Consider the following 17,498-nt stretch of genomic DNA (forward strand, 5'->3'; position numbering starts at 1 on the left):
AAAGCGCGGCGAGCATAAAAAAAGCCCCCGATCGGGGGCTTTTTGCTGGCGAAGAAGGAAGAATCAAACCACCGCTTCTTCCTTCTTCTTCACCGGTTTCACCAGATCTTCACGCGTGACGCCGAACCACATCACCAGGGCGGCGGAGACGAAGATCGACGAATAGATGCCGAAGACGATGCCGATGGTGAGCGCGAGTGCGAAATAGTGCAAGGTCTCGCCGCCGAAGAGCAGGATCGTCACCACCATCGCCAAGGTACTCGCGTGCGTGATGATGGTGCGCGACATGGTGACCGTGATGGCATGATCGAGCACGGCGGGTGTGTCCATCTTGGCACGGCGTTGTTTGAAGACTTCGCGGACCCGGTCGAAGATGACCACCGTCTCGTTGACCGAATAGCCGAGCACGGCGAGCACCGCCGCGAGCACCGAGAGCGAAAATTCCCACTGGAAGGCCGCAAAGGCACCGAGAATGATCACCACGTCGTGCAGGTTGGCGATGATGGCCGACACGGCGAAGCGCCACTCGAAACGCATCGCCAGATAGGCGACGATGCCAAACACCACGAAAGCGAGCGCCATCAGGCCATTGGTGGCGAGCTCTTTGCCTACCTGGGGCCCGACGAACTCGACGCGGCGTACTTCGAAACTCGTCCCGGGGACCTGGGAGAGCAGCGTCTTCACCCGTTCTCCCGCTTGGGCGCTCTCACCGTCTCCCAGATGAGGGAGGCGGATGAGGAGGTCGCGCGCGGAGCCGAAGTTCTGCACTTGAGCTTCGCGCAATCCCGCCTGGGCGAGCACGTCGCGTACCGCTTCGAGCGCGACGACCTCGCTCGAACGCACTTCCACCAGCGTACCGCCGGTGAATTCGATGGAGAGGTTCAGCCCGCGCAAGGCGAGAAAGAGTACGGCAGCCACGAAGGTGATGAGCGACACGGCGTTGAACCACAGGGCGTGCCGCATGAAGGGGATGTCTTGGCGTGGATGGAAGAGTTCCATGATGCTCTCCGTTTAGGGAAACGCTGAATAATTGGCTGCGCGGGCGAATCGCTGCGTTGCGCGGTGCTCGCTCCCTCGCCTATCTCCTCGATATGTCTCGGTCGCTGCGCTCCGTGCGCCTTGCGCTTCATCCCGCTCGCTCATTTCTTCAGCGTTCCCCTTAGCCGATCGAGACGTGGGCGACGCGCTTCTTGCCGCCGTAAGTGAAGTTGACTAGCATGCGCGATACCAGGATGGCCGAGAACATGGAGGTGAGGATGCCGAGGCAGTGCACCACGGCGAACCCGCGCACCGGGCCGGAACCGAAGACCAGCAGCGCCACACCGGCGATGAGGGTGGTCACGTTCGAATCGAGGATGGTGGCAAACGCCCGCTCGTAGCCGGCGGCGATCGCCATCTGGGGCGAGACGCCCAAGCGCAGCTCCTCGCGTATACGCTCGTTGATGAGCACGTTCGCGTCGATTGCCATGCCCAGGGTGAGCGCCATCGCCGCGATCCCCGGCAGGGTGAGCGTGGCCTGCAGGATGGACAGGAGTGCGATCAAGAGCATCAGGTTGGCCGCCAGGGCCACCACCGAGTAGAGTCCGATGAGCTGGTAGTAGAAGATCATGAAGACGGCGATGAGCGCAAAGCCCCAGAGGGTGGCATGAACGCCGCGTTCGATGTTCTCTTTGCCGAGGCTGGGGCCGACGGTGCGCTCCTCGACGATGCGCATCGGGGCGGCGAGGCTGCCGGCACGCAATAGCAGGGCGATGTCGCGCGCCTCTTCCACCGTCATCGCCCCCGAGATCTGCACCCGTCCGCCCGTGATTTCGGTGCGGATCACCGGCGCGGTGATCACTTCCGCCTGTCCCCGCTCGATGAGCAGGATCGCCATGCGCTTGCCGACGTTGTCGCGCGTGACCTCGCGGAAGATGCGCGCGCCGGCCGAATCCAGCGTCAGGTGAACGGCCGGCTCGCCCGTTTGACCGTCGAAACCGGGCTGGGCGTCGGTGAGCCGCTCGCCGGTGAGCACGACGTCCTTCTTCACCAGGATGGGGCGACCATTGCGCTCATAGAGGAGCTCGGTGCCCGGTGGAATGCGACCGGCGAGTGCCTCTTCGAGCGCCCCCGGCGTGTCGTCGACCAGACGCACTTCCAGCGTGGCCGTGCGCCCGAGGATGTCCTTGGCCTTGGCCACGTCCTGCACGCCGGGCAACTGCACGACGATGCGCTCTGCCCCCTGTTGCTGGATGACGGGCTCGGCCACGCCCAGCTCGTTGATGCGATTGTGCAGGGTCGTGATGTTCTGCTTGAGGGCGAATTCACGCAGGGTCTTCTCCGCCGCGGGCGTGAGCCGCGCAATGAGCTTCACCGTTTCGCCCTGGGCCGTCACGTCGAGGGCCAGATCGGGCACGTTCTTGGCGATCACGCGCCGCGCCGCTTCGGCCGTGGCTTCGTCGGCGAAGCGCGCTTCGATGAGCCGGCCGTTGCGCACGATTCCCTGGTGGCGGATCTTCTCCGCCCGCATGAGCGAGCGCAAATCGGCGGCGATGGCGTCGAGCCGCTTGGTCAGCGCGCCGTCCATGTCCACTTCGAGCAGGAAGTGGACGCCGCCGCGCAGGTCGAGCCCGAGATACATCGGTTTGGCCCCAAGGCGGGAGAGCCACTGCGGCGTACCCGGCAGGAGGTTGAGCGCGACGATCGCTTCGGGTTTATCGGGATCGGGATTGAGTTCGGATTCGATCAGGTCTTTGGCCCGGATCTGGGTTTCGGTGTCGGCGAAACGCACCCTCAGGGCCCCGGCTTCGAAGAGAAAGCCTTGAGGAGTGAGCCCGGCCGCAGTCAGCTTCGGTTCCAATCGGGCGGCGAGGGTTTGGGCATCGAAGGGCGCACCGGGCCGCGCCGGCGTGATCTGCACGGCGGGGATCTCGCCGAAGAGATTCGGTGCGGCGTAGATCGCCCCGAGCAGCAGCACGAAGGCGATCAGCAGATTCTTCCACAGAGGGTAGCGGTTCATGGGAAAGGGGGTGTCAGAAGTTTTTCAGCGTGCCTTTGGGCAGCACGGCGGCAATGGTCGGTTTCTGTACCGTGACTTCCACGCCTTTGGCGATTTCGACCCGCACGAAGTCTTCGTCCACCGAAGTGACGCGCCCGGCGATGCCGCCTTGAGTGACCACCTCGTCGCCTTTGGCCAGCGCCTGGATCATGGCCTTGTGCTCTTTTGCCCGTTTCATCTGCGGCCGCACCATGAGGAACCACAGGACGACGAACATCAGGATGATGGGTAGCAGCTGCATCAGCCCGCCGGTGGGATCCGCGGCAGGAGCGCCTTGGGCGTAGGCGTCAGTGATGAACATGAGGGAGACTCCTCGAAAGGGAAAAAGGAAATTGTACCATCAGCGGGGAATCGAGTCGTTCAATGTCATTTTCATGGCATCGAATGGCGCTATTGGGTCAAGCCGAGGCGTTGCATCCAGTAGCGCAGCTTGGCGAGCGTCCAGCCCAATTCCCGTGCGGTCCGGCTCTGGTTCCAGCGATTGCGCTCGAGTGCGGCGCGCAAGGCTGCCGGGTCGACGGGGGCGTCGCGCTCGGGGGGGCATTGGGCGAAACCCTCGAGGATTTGAGCGAGCCGATCGATGCGCAAGGGTTTGGTGAGGAAGTCGTGTGCGCCGAGCTTGACGGCTTGTACCGCCGTGTCGATGTCCCCGTACGCGGTGAGAACGACCACCGGCGTGAGGGGGCGACGCTCGCGGGCGTAGCGCACGAGTTCGAGTCCATCGCCATCGGGGAGTCGTAGGTCGGTGAGGATGAGGTGGTACGGCGTGGCGGTATCGTCGAGCACATGACGAGCACCGGTGCAGTCGCCTACGGCGTCGGCTTGCCAACCGTGGCGATGGAGCGCGAGCGTGAGCAGCGTGCGCAGATCGGGTTCGTCATCGATGAGGAGGGCTCGAGGCATGGGTCGTGTCGGTCGTTATGCCTTTTCCATGATAAAGGAGGAGGGGCGAGGCGACAAGCACTTCGCCCGACCCTATGCTACACTGCACTGCAGCAAATGCGCCGGATGCCGGCGCACGTCTTCCATCAACCAGAGAGGAGTCATCCATGCAGACCATCTTCATCGTCGGCGCAGGAACGATGGGCAGCGGTATCGCCCAGGTCGCGGCTCAGAGCGGGTTTTCCGTGCGACTCTACGACATTTCCCCGCAGCAACTCGAGCGGGCCCGGTCCACCATTTCCGCCAACCTCGATCGGCTCGTGAAGAAAGAAAAACTCACGACGGCAGACAAAGAGGCCACGCTCGCGCGCATCGAAACGGCGACCCAACTCGACGGCGTGGCCGTGGCCGACCTGGTGATCGAGGCGGCGAGCGAGAACGAGGCGCTCAAGCTCGAACTCTTCGCCAAGCTCGACGCGCTCGCCAAGCCGGAGGCCATCCTCGCCTCCAACACGTCTTCCATTTCCATCACCAAGATCGCCGCGGCCACCAAGCATCCGTCACGCGTGATCGGCATGCACTTCTTCAACCCCGTTCCGGTGATGGCGCTCGTCGAGCTCATCCGCGGTCTGCAGACGTCCGACGAAACCTACCAGAAAGCCGAGGCGATCGCCAAGGCGCTGGGCAAGACGCCGGTGGCGGTGAAAAACAGCCCGGGCTTCGTGGTCAATCGCCTGCTGTGCCCCATGATCAACGAGGCGATCTTCGCGCTGCAGGAAGGTTTGGCCAGTGCCGAGGGAATCGACGAGGCGATGAAGCTGGGCTGCAACCATCCGATCGGTCCGCTGGCGCTGGCCGACCTGATCGGCCTGGACGTGGAGCTCGCGGTGATGCAGGTGCTCTACGAGGGGTTCAAGGATCCGAAATTCCGCCCGGCGCCGCTGCTCGTCGAGATGGTGGAGGCGGGCAAGCTCGGACGCAAGACGGGCGAAGGGTTCTACCGCTACGACAAGTGAGCCTGAATCGCCCCGAGCGTCATGGCTCGAGCAAAAACCGCGGCCCGGGCGCCGCGGTTTTTTTACGCCTCGTAGCTTACGCCTCGTAGCGTAGGGCAGGCCAGCCAGTGAAGACGGCAGTGCTCTCGACCCCCGGTTTCAGGCCCGGCGCATGGCGTCGAAAAACTCGGCGTTGTTCTTCGTCGCCTTGAGCTTGTCGAGGAGGAATTCGGTGGCCTCCAGATCGTCCATGCCGTAGAGGAGCTTGCGCAGGATCCACACTTTTTGCAGGATGTCCGGTTTCATCAGGAGCTCTTCGCGCCGGGTGCCGGAGCGGTTGACGTTGATCGCCGGGTAGACGCGCTTCTCCGCCATGCGCCGGTCCAGATGCAGCTCCATGTTGCCCGTACCTTTGAATTCTTCGTAAATCACGTCGTCCATACGGCTGCCGGTGTCGATGAGCGCCGTGGCGATGATGGTGAGACTGCCGCCTTCTTCGAGGTTGCGCGCCGCGCCGAAGAAGCGCTTGGGCTTTTGCAGGGCGTTGGCGTCCACGCCGCCGGTGAGCACCTTGCCCGAAGAGGGGACGACGGTGTTGTAGGCGCGCGCCAAACGCGTGAGCGAGTCGAGCAGCACCACCACGTCGCGCTTGTGCTCGGTGAGGCGCTTGGCCTTCTCGATGACGATCTCGGCGACTTGCACGTGGCGCGAGGCCGGTTCGTCGAAGGTGGAGGCGACCACTTCGCCGCGCACGGAGCGCTGCATTTCGGTGACCTCTTCGGGGCGCTCGTCGATCAGGAGCACGATGAGCACGACGTCGGGATGGTTCGAGGTGATGGCATGCGCGATGTGCTGCAGCATCACCGTTTTCCCCGTCTTGGGCGGCGCGACGATGAGGCCGCGCTGGCCTTTGCCGATGGGGGCGATGATGTCGATGACCCGACCGGTGAGGTTTTCCTCGCTGCGGATGTCGCGCTCGAGCTTGAAGGCTTCGTTCGGGTGCAGCGGCGTGAGGTTCTCGAACAGGATCTTGTGTTTGCACTTCTCGGGGGGCTCGCCATTGATGCGGTCGAGTTTCACCAGGGCGAAGTAACGTTCCCCTTCTTTGGGGATGCGGATCTCGCCTTCGATGGTATCGCCCGTGTGCAGGTTGAAACGCCGGATCTGGGAAGGAGAAACGTAGATGTCGTCGGGACTGGCGAGGTAGGAGGTATCGGGCGAGCGCAGAAAACCGTAGCCTTCTGGCAGGACCTCCAAGACGCCTTCACCAAAGATGGGCTCTCCTTTCTTGGCACGATTCTTGAGCAGGGCGAACACGAGTTCGTGTTTGCGCAGGCGGTTGGCGCCTTCGATGCCTTGTTCATTGGCCAAGGCCAGGAGCTGGCTGACGTGCAGCGACTTGAGCTCGGACAGGTGCATGGTTTTCGGTCGATGAATATTCGGGGGTCTATGAGAACGGAAGGGCGCGCCGCGAAGAGGGCCGCGGGTGGCCGGATAGGAAAACCTGAAAATGGGCCGGCACGAACGGCCGGCCGGAAAACACGCCGGAGGTGCGGTCGGCGTCAGAGGTTGCTGTCGATGAAGGCGACGAGCTGGGATTTGGACAAGGCGCCGACGCGGGTGGCCTCGACGTTGCCATTCTTGAAGAGCATCAGCGTCGGGATACCGCGTACGCCGTATTTGGCGGGCGTTTCGGGATTTTGATCGATATCGAGCTTGCAGACTTTGAGCTTTCCGTCATACTCCTTGGCGATCTCGTCGAGGATCGGCGCAATCATCTTGCACGGGCCGCACCATTCGGCCCAGAAATCGAGCAGCACCGGCGTCTTCGACTGCAGGACTTCCTGCTCGAAGGTGGCATCGCTCACGTGATGGATGTGTTCACTCATCGTGTGTCTCGGGGGTGGTCGGAAGAGAAGGAAAGCCCCGGCCGAACGGCTGCGGGGCGATAGAGCGTAAATTAGGGCATCGCGGCCGCGGCGTCAAGGGGGCGGGGGACGGGAATGGGGAATCTGCGCGCAAAACGGCGAATGGCGTGGTATAAATGCAAAAGGCGGGTGAGCCCTTCGCCCTGCCCCCGCGCACAAATAGGGGATTTTTCATGACTTACGTCGTGACCGAAGCGTGCATTCGTTGCAAATATACCGACTGTGTGGACGTCTGCCCGGTGGATTGTTTCCGCGAAGGGCCGAACATGCTGGTGATCGATCCCGATGAGTGCATCGATTGTTCCTTGTGCGTGCCGGAATGTCCCGTGGAGGCGATTTACGCCGAAGACGACGTCCCGGCCGATCAGCGCGATTTCATCGCCCTGAATGCCGAACTCGCCAAGAAGTGGCCGCCGATCGTGGAGCGCAAGGATCCCTTGCCCGATGCCGACGAATGGGCCAAGGTCAAGAACAAGCGCGATCAGCTCATCCGCTGATCAGCCAGGGGCAAAAGCATGAAGGTACGTGAAATCCTGGCGATCAAGGGAACGGCGCTCTTCACCATCACGCCCCGCCGCTTTCTCTCCGATGCGGTGGCGGTGATGGTGGAGCAGGACATCGGCTCGCTCGTGGTGTTCGACGCGGGGAAGATGGTGGGGTTGCTCACCTTTCGCGAAGTGCTGGTGGCGATTCATCACGCCTGTGCCTCGTGGGGGATGCTGACGGTGGAGGAGGCCATGCTGCGCCAGCCCATCGTCGCCGATCCAGACATGGAGCTCGACGAATTGCGTCGCCGCATGGTGGAGAAGCGCCAGCGCTATTTCCCCGTGATGGAAGGCGGGACGCTGCTCGGCGTGGTGTCGTTCTATGATGTCGCCAAGGCGGTGCTCGAGGAAAAGGATTTCGAGAATCGGATGCTGAAGAACTACATCCGCAATTGGCCGGGAGTCGACGAAGAAGATACTTGATCCATGGTCGTCCGGCCGAGCCGCCCGTAAGAGGCGGCGGTTTGCCGGGAGGGGGGGCCAGGGGCCGCGGCATGCAAGGGTCGCGGCATGGTCCGACGTGGAGGAGTATCCATGGAAAAAATCTGGCTCAGGAGCTATCCGCCGGGCGTGCCGGCGGAAATCGACCCGACCGAACATGCCTCGCTGGTCGACTTGTTCGAGCGCAGCGTGGCGCGTTTCGCCGATCTGCCCGCGTTCACCCACATGGGCAGGACGTTGACCTATCGCGAAGTAGATCGCCTCTCGGCTGCTTTCGCCTCCTTTCTACAACACGAACTCGGCCTCGAACCGGGCTCGCGCGTGGCCCTGATGCTGCCCAACGTGCTCCAGTATCCGGTGGCGATGTTCGGCATCCTGCGGGCGGGCTGCGTGGTGGTCAATGTCAATCCGCTCTACACGCCGCGCGAGGTGTCGCATCAGCTGCGCGACGCAGGAGCCGAGGCGATCGTCGTGCTGGAGAATTTCGCCCATACGCTCGACGAGGTGCCCGAGGTACGCTCGCTGAAGGCGGTGGTGGTGACCTCTCTTGCGGAAATGCTGGCAGCGCCGCGCTCGTGGGTGGTGGATTTCGTCGTTCGTCGGGTAAAGAAGATGGTGCCTCCGTGGCGCCTGCCGGGGCATCGGCGCTGGAGCGAAGCCCTGCGCCGGGGGGCGGCACGCCCCATGACACGCGTCGAACCAGGGCTGGAAGACGTCGCCTTCCTGCAATATACCGGAGGGACCACGGGGGTGGCAAAAGGTGCGGTGCTGCTGCACCGCAACCTCATCGCCAACGTGCTGCAGGCTACGGCCTGGGTGGGTTCGGTGCTGCGCGAGGGGCAGGAGCGGGTGGTCACCGCCTTGCCGCTTTACCACATCTTCGCGCTCACCGCCAACTGCCTCGTCTTCTTCCGTCTGGGCGGGCACAATCTGCTCATCACCAATCCGCGCGACCTCGACGGTCTCGTACGGGAATTGGCCAAGTGGCCGTTTACGGCCATCACCGGCGTCAATACCCTGTTCAACGCCTTGGTGCATCACCCCGGTTTCGCCAAACTCGATTTTTCCCCGCTCAAGCTCACCCTGGGCGGCGGCATGGCCGTGCAGCAGGCGGTGGCGCAGAAGTGGCAGCAGCTCACCGGCCGGCCGCTGCTCGTAGCCTACGGCTTGACCGAGACTTCGCCGGCCGTGACGATCAACCCGCTGGATTTGCCGGCGTTCAACCATTCCATCGGCCTGCCGCTGCCGTCCACCGAGGTGAGCCTGCGCGACGACGCCGGCGCCGAGGTGCCGCCGGGTGATGCGGGGGAATTGTGCGTGCGCGGACCGCAGGTGATGCGGGAGTACTGGAACCGCCCGGACGAGACGGCCAAGGTATTCTTCCCCGATGGATTCTTGCGCACGGGCGACGTCGCGCGAATGGACGAGCGCGGCTTCCTCTACATCGTCGATCGGAAGAAGGACATGATCCTCGTGTCCGGCTTCAACGTTTATCCCAACGAGGTCGAGGACGTGATCGCGCTGCATCCGGGCGTGCTGGAGGTGGCGGTGGTGGGCGTGCCCGACGAGCGCAGCGGCGAGGCGGTGAAAGCCTACGTGGTGCGTCGTGACCCCACGCTCGATGCCGAAGCGATTCGGCAATGGTGCCGCGAGCGGCTCACCCCCTACAAGGTGCCGCATTACGTCGAATTCCGCGAGGAACTGCCCAAGACGCAGGTGGGCAAGATCCTGCGCCGCGCGCTGCGCGAGGAAGCTTGGCGGCAGGGGTGAAAAAACCGCTTGTCAGAGACCGGATTTCATGTTTTACTTTTGTCCGTGAGTCGAGTCGGAGTGCTTTGGTGATCCGTTTCCCCGTTTCCCTGGCCGTGCTGCTGCTCGTACGCGTAGGCGTAGGGCTGCGTGCGCCCCGGAGGGACTGAAGCCGGATCAAACCGTATTACCGATTCGAACCCGACCCCCTCCGGAGCCAGTCTCCCGAGGGGGTTTTCGTTTTTCCGGGCAACGAGGAGTAGGGCGATGATGACGATGACCGGCGCCGAATTGATCGTGCGCTTGTTGGAACAGCAGGGGATAGAGACGATCGTGGGCATTCCCGGCGGGGCGATCCTGCCGCTCTACGACGCCTTGAGCCAGTCGAAACGGATCCGGCATGTGCTCGCGCGCCACGAGCAGGGTGCTGGTTTCATGGCCCAGGGCATGGCGCGGGTGACGGGCAAGCCCGCGGTGTGCTTTGCTTCGAGCGGACCCGGGGCGACGAACCTGGTGACGGCGATCGCCGATGCGCGGCTCGACTCCATTCCGCTGGTGGCGATCACGGGGCAGGTGCCGCTCGCCATGATCGGCACCGACGCGTTCCAGGAGGTCGACATCTACGGCATGACCATCCCCATCACCAAGCACAATTTCCTCGTGCGCTCGGCCGCCGAGCTGCTGGAGGTGATTCCGCAGGCGTTTCGCATCGCCATGTCCGGGCGTCCGGGGCCGGTGCTCGTCGATGTGCCCAAGGACGTGCAGAACCAGCTCGTCACGTTCGAACGTCTGCCGGTGCCGGCGGTGCCCGATCCGCTGCCGCCGTTGGATGAACCGGCGATCGCGGCGGCAGCGCGTTTGATCGACGAGGCCGAGCGTCCCGTGCTCTATCTGGGCGGCGGGGTGATCCATGCCGATGCGGCTCCGCTCGCGGTGACGCTGGCCGAACAGACGGCGATGCCCACCACCATGACGCTGATGGCGCTCGGGGCGATGCCGGTCGATCATCCCCTGTCGCTGGGGATGCTGGGCATGCACGGCGCGCGCTACACGAACTTTGTCTTGCAGGAAGCGGATCTGTTGGTGTGCGTCGGCGCGCGTTTCGACGACCGGGCGATCGGCAAGGCTTCGCAGTTCTGTCCCGAGGCGAAAGTGATCCACATCGACATCGACCGGGCGGAACTGGGCAAGATTCGCCGTCCCGACGTGGCGATCCATGGCGACGTCAAGGCGGTGCTGCAGGCGCTGTTGCCGCGGGTGCGGGCCCAGCTGCGCAAGCGCTGGCTGAGCCACGTGGCGGGACTGAAGTCGCGCTTCCCTCTCGTGCTGGAGGGGCGCGAGGATCCGCGCAGCCACTACGGGCTCGTCCAGGCGGTGGCCAAGGCGCTCGACGACGAGGCGGTGGTGGTCACCGACGTCGGCCAGCACCAGATGTGGGTGGCGCAAGCCTATCCGCTGCGCCGGCCGCGGCAGTGGCTCACCTCCGGCGGGCTGGGCACGATGGGCTTCGGTCTGCCGGCGGCGATCGGCGCTGCGCTCGCCGAGCCGCAGCGCACGGTGGTGTGCTTCACCGGCGACGGCAGCCTGAAGATGAACATCCAGGAGATGGCGACGCTCGCCGAAGAAGGAGGCAACGTCAAGATCGTGCTGATGAACAACCAGTCGCTCGGGCTCGTCTATCAGCAGCAGAATCTCTTCTATGGCAAGCGCGTGATCGCCTCGAACTACCGCCGGCCGACGGACTTCGTCAAGATCGCCGAGGGCTTCGGGCTGGAAGCGCTCGATCTGGATCGCAGCGAGCATCCCGAGGCCGATCTGGCGGCGATCCTGCGCCGCCCCGGTCCGGCGCTGATCCACTGCTCGATCGAGCGCGAGCGTTTCGTCTATCCCATGGTGCCGCCGGGCGCCGCCAACACCGAGATGATCGAGGGCTGACAGGAGAGGAAGATGATCGAACAAGTGGCCGAACCGCTGCCTGCGAGCGGTTTCGAGAAAGTGGTGCTGGAGCTGGAGGTCAACAACCATCCCGGCGTGATGAGCCACGTCTGTGGCTTGTTCGCGCGGCGTGCCTTCAACGTCGAGGGAATCCTGTGCATGCCTTTGCCCGACGGACGGCGCAGCCGCATCTGGCTCACCGTCTTCGCCGACCAGCGGCTGGAACAGCTCGTCCGCCAGCTCGAGCGCCTGGTCGACGTGCTCGAAGTGCGCCGCCATGGAGCCGATCACGAGGTGTTCGTGCAGCTGGAGCGATTCTTCCAGTGAGTCGAAGCCGTGTGGAGCGCATGCTAAACTCGTTCTTTTGCGCACGGACGGTAGGGTAAGCGATGGCGGGCAATACCTTCGGCACAGTGTTCACGGTGACTTCCTTCGGGGAATCGCACGGGCCGGCGATCGGCTGCGTGGTCGACGGCTGCCCGCCGGGCCTGGCGCTCACCGAGGCCGACATCCAGCGCGAGCTCGACCGGCGCAAGCCCGGCACTTCGCGCCACGTCACCCAGCGGCGCGAGCCCGACACCGTCGAGATCCTCTCGGGCGTCTATGAGGGCATGACGACGGGCACGCCGATCGCCTTGCTCATCCGCAACGTCGATCAGCGCTCCAAGGATTACGGCAACCTCGTGGAGACGTTCCGTCCGGGGCACGCCGACTACGCCTACACCATGAAATACGGCCGGCGCGATCCGCGCGGCGGCGGGCGTTCTTCGGCGCGCGAGACGGCGGTGCGGGTGGCGGCCGGGGCGATCGCCAAGAAGTGGCTGCGCGAGCGCCACGGCGTGGTGATCCGCGGCTTCATGGCCCAGCTGGGGCCGATCGAGATCCCCTTCGTTTCCTGGGAGCACGTGGAGCAGAATCCTTTCTTCGCTCCGAATCTCGAGCTGGTGCCGGAGCTCGAACGCTTCATGGATGCGCTGCGCAAGGCGGGCGACTCGGTCGGCGCAAGGCTCACGGTGGTGGCCCGCGGCGTACCCCCGGGTTGGGGCGAACCGGTGTTCGGGCGGCTCGATGCCGAGATCGCCGCGGCGATGATGAGCATCAACGCCGTCAAGGGCGTGGAGATCGGCGACGGGTTCGCCGTCGTGACCCAGCGCGGCAGCGAGCATGGCGACGAGCTCACGCCGCAGGGGTTTCTGTCGAACCACGCTGGCGGTATTCTCGGCGGCATCAGCACGGGGCAGGACGTCGTCGTGCATCTGGCGGTGAAGCCCACCTCCAGCATCCGGCTCGAGCGCCGTTCGATCGACCTGCGTGGGGTGCCGACCACGGTGGCCACCCACGGACGGCACGACCCCTGCGTGGGGATTCGCGCCACACCGATTGCCGAGGCCATGCTCGCGCTGGTGCTGATGGACCAGGCGTTGCGCCATCGGGCGCAGTGCGGCGACGTGGTGCCGCCGCTTCCCCCCATTCCGGCGTCGGCACCGGGCGCAGCGGGTTCGATTCCTTCGCCACTTTGAAGGGATGACCTGTTGCTGATGCGCTACGCCATGGTGTTGGCGCCAATGACGAGGTTGTGAAATAATTACGCGCCGCGGGTGGCGCGATCGACCCGGAGAGAACCTGCAATGAATGCCAAGACATTGTATGACAAATTATGGGATGCGCATCTGGTGCGCCAGGAGCCCGATGGCACGGCCCTCATCTACATCGATCGCCACCTGATCCACGAGGTGACGAGCCCCCAGGCGTTCGAAGGGCTGCGTCTGGCAGGGCGCAAACCCTGGCGAACGGCTTCCGTCGTCGCCACGGCCGATCACAACGTCCCCACAGACCCGGGTGAGAGCGAGATCCGCGATCCTGTCTCGCGCGAGCAGGTGGTCACGCTCGACCAGAACATTCGCGCCTTCGGGGCGCTGCGCTATTTCCCCTTCCGTGACCCGCGCCAGGGCATCGTGCACGTCATTGGCCCGGAAAGCGGGGCGACGCTGCCGGGGATGACCGTGGTGTGCGGTGATTCGCACACGTCCACGCACGGGGCGTTTGCCTGTCTTGCCCACGGCATCGGCACCTCCGAAGTCGAGCACGTGCTCGCCACCCAGTGCCTCATCCAGAAGAAAGCCAAGAACATGCGCGTGCGCGTCGACGGCGGCCTGCCGCCGGGCGTCTACGCCAAAGACGTGATCCTGGCGATCATCGGGAGAATCGGCACCGCCGGCGGCACGGGGCACGCCATCGAATTCGCCGGCGAGGCGATCCGCTCGCTCTCCATGGAAGGGCGCATGACGGTATGCAACATGGCGATCGAGGCCGGCGCGCGCGTGGGCATGGTCGCGGTCGACGACAAGACCATCGACTACTTTCGCGGCAAGCCGCTCGCGCCCAAGGGCGAGCTGTGGGAACGGGCGGTCGACTACTGGCGCACCCTGGTCTCCGACACCGATGCCCGGTTCGACCGCGAGGTGGTGCTGGATGCCTCCACCCTCAAGCCGCAGGTCACCTGGGGTACTTCGCCGGAGATGGTCACCGACATCGAAGGGCGCGTGCCCGATCCGGCCGCTTTCGCCGATCCGGTCAAGCGGGACGCCGCCGAGCGGGCGCTCGCCTACATGGGGCTGGAACCGGGTACGCCGATCACCGAAATCCCGGTGGATCAGGTCTTCATCGGCTCGTGCACCAATTCCCGCATCGAGGATCTGCGCGCGGCCGCCGCCGTCGTGCGCGGGCGCAAGAAAGCGCCCAACGTCAAGCGCGTGCTGGTGGTACCCGGCTCGGGCCTGGTGAAGAAACAGGCCGAGGAAGAGGGGCTGCACCGCATTTTTCTGGAGGCCGGTTTCGAATGGCGCGACCCGGGCTGCTCCATGTGCCTGGCGATGAACGCGGATCGCCTCGAGCCGGGCGAGCGCTGCGCTTCGACCTCCAACCGCAACTTCGAAGGCCGCCAGGGTGCGGGTGGGCGCACGCACCTCGTGAGCCCCGCCATGGCCGCCGCCGCCGCGATCGCCGGACACTTCGTCGACGTGCGCGAACTGCTGCCGGCCTCCGCCTGAGACCCGAGAGAGACAAAGACATGGAAAAATTCATCCGCCTCGATGCCCTGGTCGCTCCGCTCGATCGGGCCAACGTCGACACCGACGCCATCATTCCCAAGCAATTCCTCAAGTCCATCCACCGCAGCGGCTTCGGCCCCTACCTCTTCGACGAGTGGCGCTACCTCGACCACGGTGAGCCGGGAATGGACTGCAGCAAGCGGCCGAAGAATCCCGATTTTGTGCTCAACCAGCCGCGCTACGAGGGTGCGCAGATCCTGCTCGTGCGTGAGAACTTCGGCTGCGGCAGCTCGCGCGAGCACGCGCCCTGGGCTTTGCTCGATTATGGTTTCCGCGCCCTGATCGGCCCCAGCTTCGCCGACATCTTCTACAACAACTGCTTCAAGAATGGGCTCTTGCCCATCGTGCTGCCGACCGAAGAGGTCGATCGGCTCTTTCGCGAGTGCGAGGCCATGCCCGGCTACCGCCTGGTGATCGATCTGCCATCGCAGACCATCACCACGCCCGAAGGGCGGGTGATCTCCTTCGAGATCGACCCCTTCCGCAAGGAGTGTCTGCTCAACGGCTGGGACGACATCGCGCTCACGCTGCGCCACGCCGACGAGATCCGCCGCTTCGAAGAGGCCTATCGTGCACGCCATCCCTATTACTTCGTCGAGGAGTCCGCGGCATGAAGAAACGAATCTGCGTGCTTCCCGGCGACGGCATCGGCCCGGAGATCGTCGCCGAGGCGGTGAAAGTGCTCGACGCCCTCTCCCTGCCGCTCGAGTATGAATACGCCCTCCTGGGCGGCGCGGCGATCGACGCCACCAGCGAGCCTTATCCCGAGGCGACGCGGGAGGCGGCGCGCCGGGCCGACGCGGTACTGCTCGGCGCCGTGGGTGGTCCCAAGTGGGACGAACTGCCGCGCGCCCAGCGTCCCGAGCGGGGGCTTTTGGGCATCCGCAAGGATCTGGGGTTGTTTGCCAACCTGCGCCCGGCCGTGCTCTTCCCCGAGTTGGCCTCGGCTTCTTCCCTGAAACCCGAAGTCGTGTCGGGACTGGACATCGTCATCGTGCGGGAGCTCACCGGCGACATCTACTTCGGCGAGCCGCGCGGCATCGAGGTGCGCGATGGCGAGCGGGTCGGTTTCAACACCATGATCTACCGCGAAAGCGAGATCCGCCGCATCGGCCGCGTGGCCTTCGAAACGGCCCGCCGCCGCGGCAAGAAGCTGTGCTCAGTCGACAAGATGAACGTGCTCGAGACCACCCAGTTGTGGCGCGACGTGATGAACGAGCTTGCGCCGGAGTATCCCGACGTGACCCTCACGCACATGCTCGTCGACAACGCCGCGATGCAACTCGTGCGCGCGCCCAAACAGTTCGACGTGATCGTCACCGGCAATATGTTCGGCGACATCCTCTCCGACGAGGCGGCCATGCTCACCGGTTCCATCGGCATGCTGCCCTCGGCCTCGCTCGACGAGCAGGGCAAGGGGCTCTACGAGCCCTGTCACGGTTCGGCGCCGGACATCGCCGGGCAAGGCGTGGCCAACCCGCTCGCCACCATTTTGTCGGCGGCGATGATGCTGCGCCACAGCTTCGGCTGGGAAGACGCGGCCGCGCGCATCGAAAGCGCCGTGCGCACGGTGCTCGCGCAAGGGCTGCGTACGCGCGACATTTTCGAGCCCGGTACGCGGCTCGTCGGCACCGCCGAGATGGGCGAGGCGGTGGTGGCGGCACTGCGCTGACAGAAAAACGAGACGAGGAACAGGAAATGGCAATGCAACGAGTGGGATTGGTGGGCTGGCGCGGCATGGTCGGCTCCGTGCTGATGCAGCGCATGGAAGAGGAGAAAGATTTCACCCTCTTCGAACCGGTGTATTTCTCCACTTCGGCCGCAGGCAAACCTGCGCCGGGCTTCGGCGGCGTGACCCCGGCCGAGCCGCTTCAGGACGCCTACGACCTGGAAGCGCTCGCCCGGATGGACATCATCCTCACCTGCCAGGGCGGCGACTATACCAAGGCGGTCTATCCCAAGCTGCGCGCAGCCGGCTGGAAAGGGCACTGGATCGATGCGGCGAGTGCCCTTCGCATGGAACCGCACACGGTGATCGTCCTCGATCCGGTCAATCGCCCGATGATCGATGCGGCGCTCGCCAAGGGTGGGCGCGACTGGATCGGCGGCAATTGCACCGTCTCGCTCATGCTGATGGCCCTTGGGGGGCTGTTCCGCGAGGAGCTCGTCGAATGGGTTTCCTCGATGACCTACCAGGCAGCCTCCGGTGCCGGAGCGCAGAACATGCGCGAGCTGCTCGAACAGATGGGGCGACTCCATCAGGCAGTGGCCGCTGAGCTTGCCGATCCGGCCTCCGCCATTTTGGAGATCGATCGTAAGGTGACGGCGGCGATGCGCTCGCCGGATTTCCCCACCAAGAATTTTCGCGGCGTGCCGCTCGCTGGCAGTCTCATCCCCTGGATCGACGTGCCGGTCGAGCATGGCCAGTCGAAAGAGGAATGGAAGGGCGGGGCCGAGTGCAACAAAATCCTCGGCAAACCCCCTTTCCGTACGCCGGGTTCGATCCCCATCGACGGCTTGTGCGTGCGCATCGGCGCCATGCGCTGCCATTCGCAGGGGCTGACGGTCAAGCTCAGGCGCGACGTGCCGCTCGAGGAGATCGAAGCGATCATCGCCGGGGCCAACGAGTGGGTGAAAGTGGTACCGAACGAGCGCGAGGCGAGCGAGCGCGAGCTCACGCCGGCGGCCGTGTCGGGGACGTTGACGGTACCCATCGGGCGGTTGCACAAGCTCGCCATGGGGCCGGAGTATCTGGGGGCGTTTACGGTAGGCGACCAACTCCTGTGGGGGGCGGCCGAGCCGTTGCGCCGAATGTTGCGAATCCTGCTGCAAGCTTGAGAACAGGTACAGGTGCAGGATTCGAGCTCGACTAGGGA

17 protein-coding genes are annotated in these 17,498 nt (G+C 64.7%); 11 read left to right on the plus strand and 6 right to left on the minus strand.

Annotated elements, in window-relative coordinates; all coding sequences use genetic code 11:
* Nucleotides 1-63 precede the first annotated feature (63 nt).
* The 4 genes from secF to H607_RS0106835 all read right to left on the minus strand — a co-directional run bounded on the left by secF (nucleotide 64) and on the right by H607_RS0106835 (nucleotide 3,940).
* Nucleotides 64-999: a protein translocase subunit SecF gene (gene secF, locus H607_RS0106820; protein WP_028874813.1), complete on the minus strand. Its 936-nt coding sequence runs from the start codon at nucleotides 997-999 to the stop codon at nucleotides 64-66.
* A 160-nt stretch (nucleotides 1,000-1,159) separates the two neighbouring features.
* Nucleotides 1,160-2,998 carry a protein translocase subunit SecD gene (gene secD, locus H607_RS0106825; RefSeq protein ID WP_028874814.1) on the minus strand — a complete coding sequence of 613 codons (1,839 nt, stop codon included), beginning with the start codon at nucleotides 2,996-2,998 and terminating at the stop codon, nucleotides 1,160-1,162.
* A gap of 13 nt (nucleotides 2,999-3,011) precedes the next feature.
* Nucleotides 3,012-3,338, minus strand: a complete 327-nt coding sequence (gene yajC / locus H607_RS0106830; RefSeq protein ID WP_028874815.1) for a preprotein translocase subunit YajC — start codon at nucleotides 3,336-3,338, stop codon at nucleotides 3,012-3,014.
* Nucleotides 3,339-3,427: 89 nt separating this feature from the next.
* Nucleotides 3,428-3,940, minus strand: a complete 513-nt coding sequence (locus tag H607_RS0106835) for a response regulator (RefSeq protein WP_028874816.1) — start codon at nucleotides 3,938-3,940, stop codon at nucleotides 3,428-3,430.
* 146 nt (nucleotides 3,941-4,086) lie between these two features.
* On the opposite strand from H607_RS0106835, the gene H607_RS0106840 reads away from it, so the two are divergent.
* A complete protein-coding gene (locus H607_RS0106840) occupies nucleotides 4,087-4,935 on the plus strand; it encodes a 3-hydroxybutyryl-CoA dehydrogenase (protein WP_028874817.1) in 849 nt (282 codons plus the stop codon).
* Nucleotides 4,936-5,073: 138 nt separating this feature from the next.
* On the opposite strand, the gene rho is transcribed toward H607_RS0106840, so the two are convergent.
* Both rho and trxA read right to left on the minus strand, forming a co-directional pair.
* Nucleotides 5,074-6,333, minus strand: coding sequence for a transcription termination factor Rho (gene rho, locus H607_RS0106845; protein ID WP_028874818.1), 1,260 nt, complete (start codon nucleotides 6,331-6,333; stop codon nucleotides 5,074-5,076).
* Between the two features lie 143 nt (nucleotides 6,334-6,476).
* Nucleotides 6,477-6,803 (minus strand): thioredoxin TrxA, encoded by a 327-nt coding sequence (trxA, locus tag H607_RS0106850; protein WP_028874819.1) that lies wholly within the window; start codon nucleotides 6,801-6,803, stop codon nucleotides 6,477-6,479.
* Nucleotides 6,804-7,015: 212 nt separating this feature from the next.
* Here trxA and fdxA point away from each other — a divergent pair, with 212 nt between their 5' ends.
* The 10 genes from fdxA (at nucleotide 7,016) to asd (ending at nucleotide 17,460) form a co-directional block, all read left to right on the plus strand.
* Nucleotides 7,016-7,339 carry a ferredoxin FdxA gene (gene fdxA, locus H607_RS0106855; protein ID WP_028874820.1) on the plus strand — a complete coding sequence of 108 codons (324 nt, stop codon included), beginning with the start codon at nucleotides 7,016-7,018 and terminating at the stop codon, nucleotides 7,337-7,339.
* Nucleotides 7,340-7,357: 18 nt separating this feature from the next.
* Complete coding sequence (locus H607_RS0106860; RefSeq protein WP_028874821.1) at nucleotides 7,358-7,810, plus strand: CBS domain-containing protein; 453 nt, start codon at nucleotides 7,358-7,360, stop codon at nucleotides 7,808-7,810.
* A 111-nt stretch (nucleotides 7,811-7,921) separates the two neighbouring features.
* Nucleotides 7,922-9,598, plus strand: coding sequence for an AMP-binding protein (locus H607_RS0106865; RefSeq protein ID WP_028874822.1), 1,677 nt, complete (start codon nucleotides 7,922-7,924; stop codon nucleotides 9,596-9,598).
* A gap of 246 nt (nucleotides 9,599-9,844) precedes the next feature.
* Nucleotides 9,845-11,512, plus strand: a complete 1,668-nt coding sequence (gene ilvB / locus H607_RS0106870; protein ID WP_037989915.1) for an acetolactate synthase large subunit — start codon at nucleotides 9,845-9,847, stop codon at nucleotides 11,510-11,512.
* A 12-nt stretch (nucleotides 11,513-11,524) separates the two neighbouring features.
* Nucleotides 11,525-11,839 (plus strand): acetolactate synthase small subunit, encoded by a 315-nt coding sequence (ilvN, locus tag H607_RS0106875; protein ID WP_028874824.1) that lies wholly within the window; start codon nucleotides 11,525-11,527, stop codon nucleotides 11,837-11,839.
* 62 nt (nucleotides 11,840-11,901) lie between these two features.
* Nucleotides 11,902-13,032 (plus strand): chorismate synthase, encoded by a 1,131-nt coding sequence (gene aroC / locus H607_RS0106880; protein ID WP_028874825.1) that lies wholly within the window; start codon nucleotides 11,902-11,904, stop codon nucleotides 13,030-13,032.
* Nucleotides 13,033-13,140: 108 nt separating this feature from the next.
* Nucleotides 13,141-14,562, plus strand: a complete 1,422-nt coding sequence (gene leuC, locus H607_RS0106885) for a 3-isopropylmalate dehydratase large subunit (protein WP_028874826.1) — start codon at nucleotides 13,141-13,143, stop codon at nucleotides 14,560-14,562.
* A 20-nt stretch (nucleotides 14,563-14,582) separates the two neighbouring features.
* Nucleotides 14,583-15,236 (plus strand): 3-isopropylmalate dehydratase small subunit, encoded by a 654-nt coding sequence (gene leuD / locus H607_RS0106890; RefSeq protein ID WP_028874827.1) that lies wholly within the window; start codon nucleotides 14,583-14,585, stop codon nucleotides 15,234-15,236.
* Nucleotides 15,233-16,294: a 3-isopropylmalate dehydrogenase gene (gene leuB / locus H607_RS0106895; protein ID WP_028874828.1), complete on the plus strand. Its 1,062-nt coding sequence runs from the start codon at nucleotides 15,233-15,235 to the stop codon at nucleotides 16,292-16,294. Before leuD ends, leuB begins: the two co-directional genes overlap by 4 nt.
* A gap of 32 nt (nucleotides 16,295-16,326) precedes the next feature.
* Nucleotides 16,327-17,460 carry an aspartate-semialdehyde dehydrogenase gene (gene asd, locus H607_RS0106900; RefSeq protein ID WP_028874829.1) on the plus strand — a complete coding sequence of 378 codons (1,134 nt, stop codon included), beginning with the start codon at nucleotides 16,327-16,329 and terminating at the stop codon, nucleotides 17,458-17,460.
* The last annotated feature ends 38 nt before the right edge of the window (nucleotides 17,461-17,498 follow it).

Origin of the sequence: Tepidiphilus margaritifer DSM 15129 (assembly GCF_000425565.1) — a bacterium.
In the GTDB taxonomy this organism is placed as follows: Bacteria; Pseudomonadota; Gammaproteobacteria; order Burkholderiales; family Rhodocyclaceae; genus Tepidiphilus; species Tepidiphilus margaritifer.

What these genes read in the sequence shown, in the direction of transcription:
- H607_RS0106860 (WP_028874821.1), top strand. Translation starts at nt 7,358, where the DNA reads ATGAAGGTACGTGAAATCCTGGCGATCAAGGGAACGGCGCTCTTCACC.
- fdxA (WP_028874820.1), top strand. Translation starts at nt 7,016, where the DNA reads ATGACTTACGTCGTGACCGAAGCGTGCATTCGTTGCAAATATACCGAC.
- H607_RS0106840 (WP_028874817.1), top strand. Translation starts at nt 4,087, where the DNA reads ATGCAGACCATCTTCATCGTCGGCGCAGGAACGATGGGCAGCGGTATC.
- rho (WP_028874818.1), bottom strand. Translation starts at nt 6,333, where the DNA reads ATGCACCTGTCCGAGCTCAAGTCGCTGCACGTCAGCCAGCTCCTGGCC.
- ilvB (WP_037989915.1), top strand. Translation starts at nt 9,845, where the DNA reads ATGATGACGATGACCGGCGCCGAATTGATCGTGCGCTTGTTGGAACAG.
- H607_RS0106865 (WP_028874822.1), top strand. Translation starts at nt 7,922, where the DNA reads ATGGAAAAAATCTGGCTCAGGAGCTATCCGCCGGGCGTGCCGGCGGAA.
- secF (WP_028874813.1), bottom strand. Translation starts at nt 999, where the DNA reads ATGGAACTCTTCCATCCACGCCAAGACATCCCCTTCATGCGGCACGCC.
- yajC (WP_028874815.1), bottom strand. Translation starts at nt 3,338, where the DNA reads ATGTTCATCACTGACGCCTACGCCCAAGGCGCTCCTGCCGCGGATCCC.
- aroC (WP_028874825.1), top strand. Translation starts at nt 11,902, where the DNA reads ATGGCGGGCAATACCTTCGGCACAGTGTTCACGGTGACTTCCTTCGGG.
- trxA (WP_028874819.1), bottom strand. Translation starts at nt 6,803, where the DNA reads ATGAGTGAACACATCCATCACGTGAGCGATGCCACCTTCGAGCAGGAA.
- leuB (WP_028874828.1), top strand. Translation starts at nt 15,233, where the DNA reads ATGAAGAAACGAATCTGCGTGCTTCCCGGCGACGGCATCGGCCCGGAG.
- secD (WP_028874814.1), bottom strand. Translation starts at nt 2,998, where the DNA reads ATGAACCGCTACCCTCTGTGGAAGAATCTGCTGATCGCCTTCGTGCTG.
- H607_RS0106835 (WP_028874816.1), bottom strand. Translation starts at nt 3,940, where the DNA reads ATGCCTCGAGCCCTCCTCATCGATGACGAACCCGATCTGCGCACGCTG.
- leuD (WP_028874827.1), top strand. Translation starts at nt 14,583, where the DNA reads ATGGAAAAATTCATCCGCCTCGATGCCCTGGTCGCTCCGCTCGATCGG.
- asd (WP_028874829.1), top strand. Translation starts at nt 16,327, where the DNA reads ATGCAACGAGTGGGATTGGTGGGCTGGCGCGGCATGGTCGGCTCCGTG.
- leuC (WP_028874826.1), top strand. Translation starts at nt 13,141, where the DNA reads ATGAATGCCAAGACATTGTATGACAAATTATGGGATGCGCATCTGGTG.
- ilvN (WP_028874824.1), top strand. Translation starts at nt 11,525, where the DNA reads ATGATCGAACAAGTGGCCGAACCGCTGCCTGCGAGCGGTTTCGAGAAA.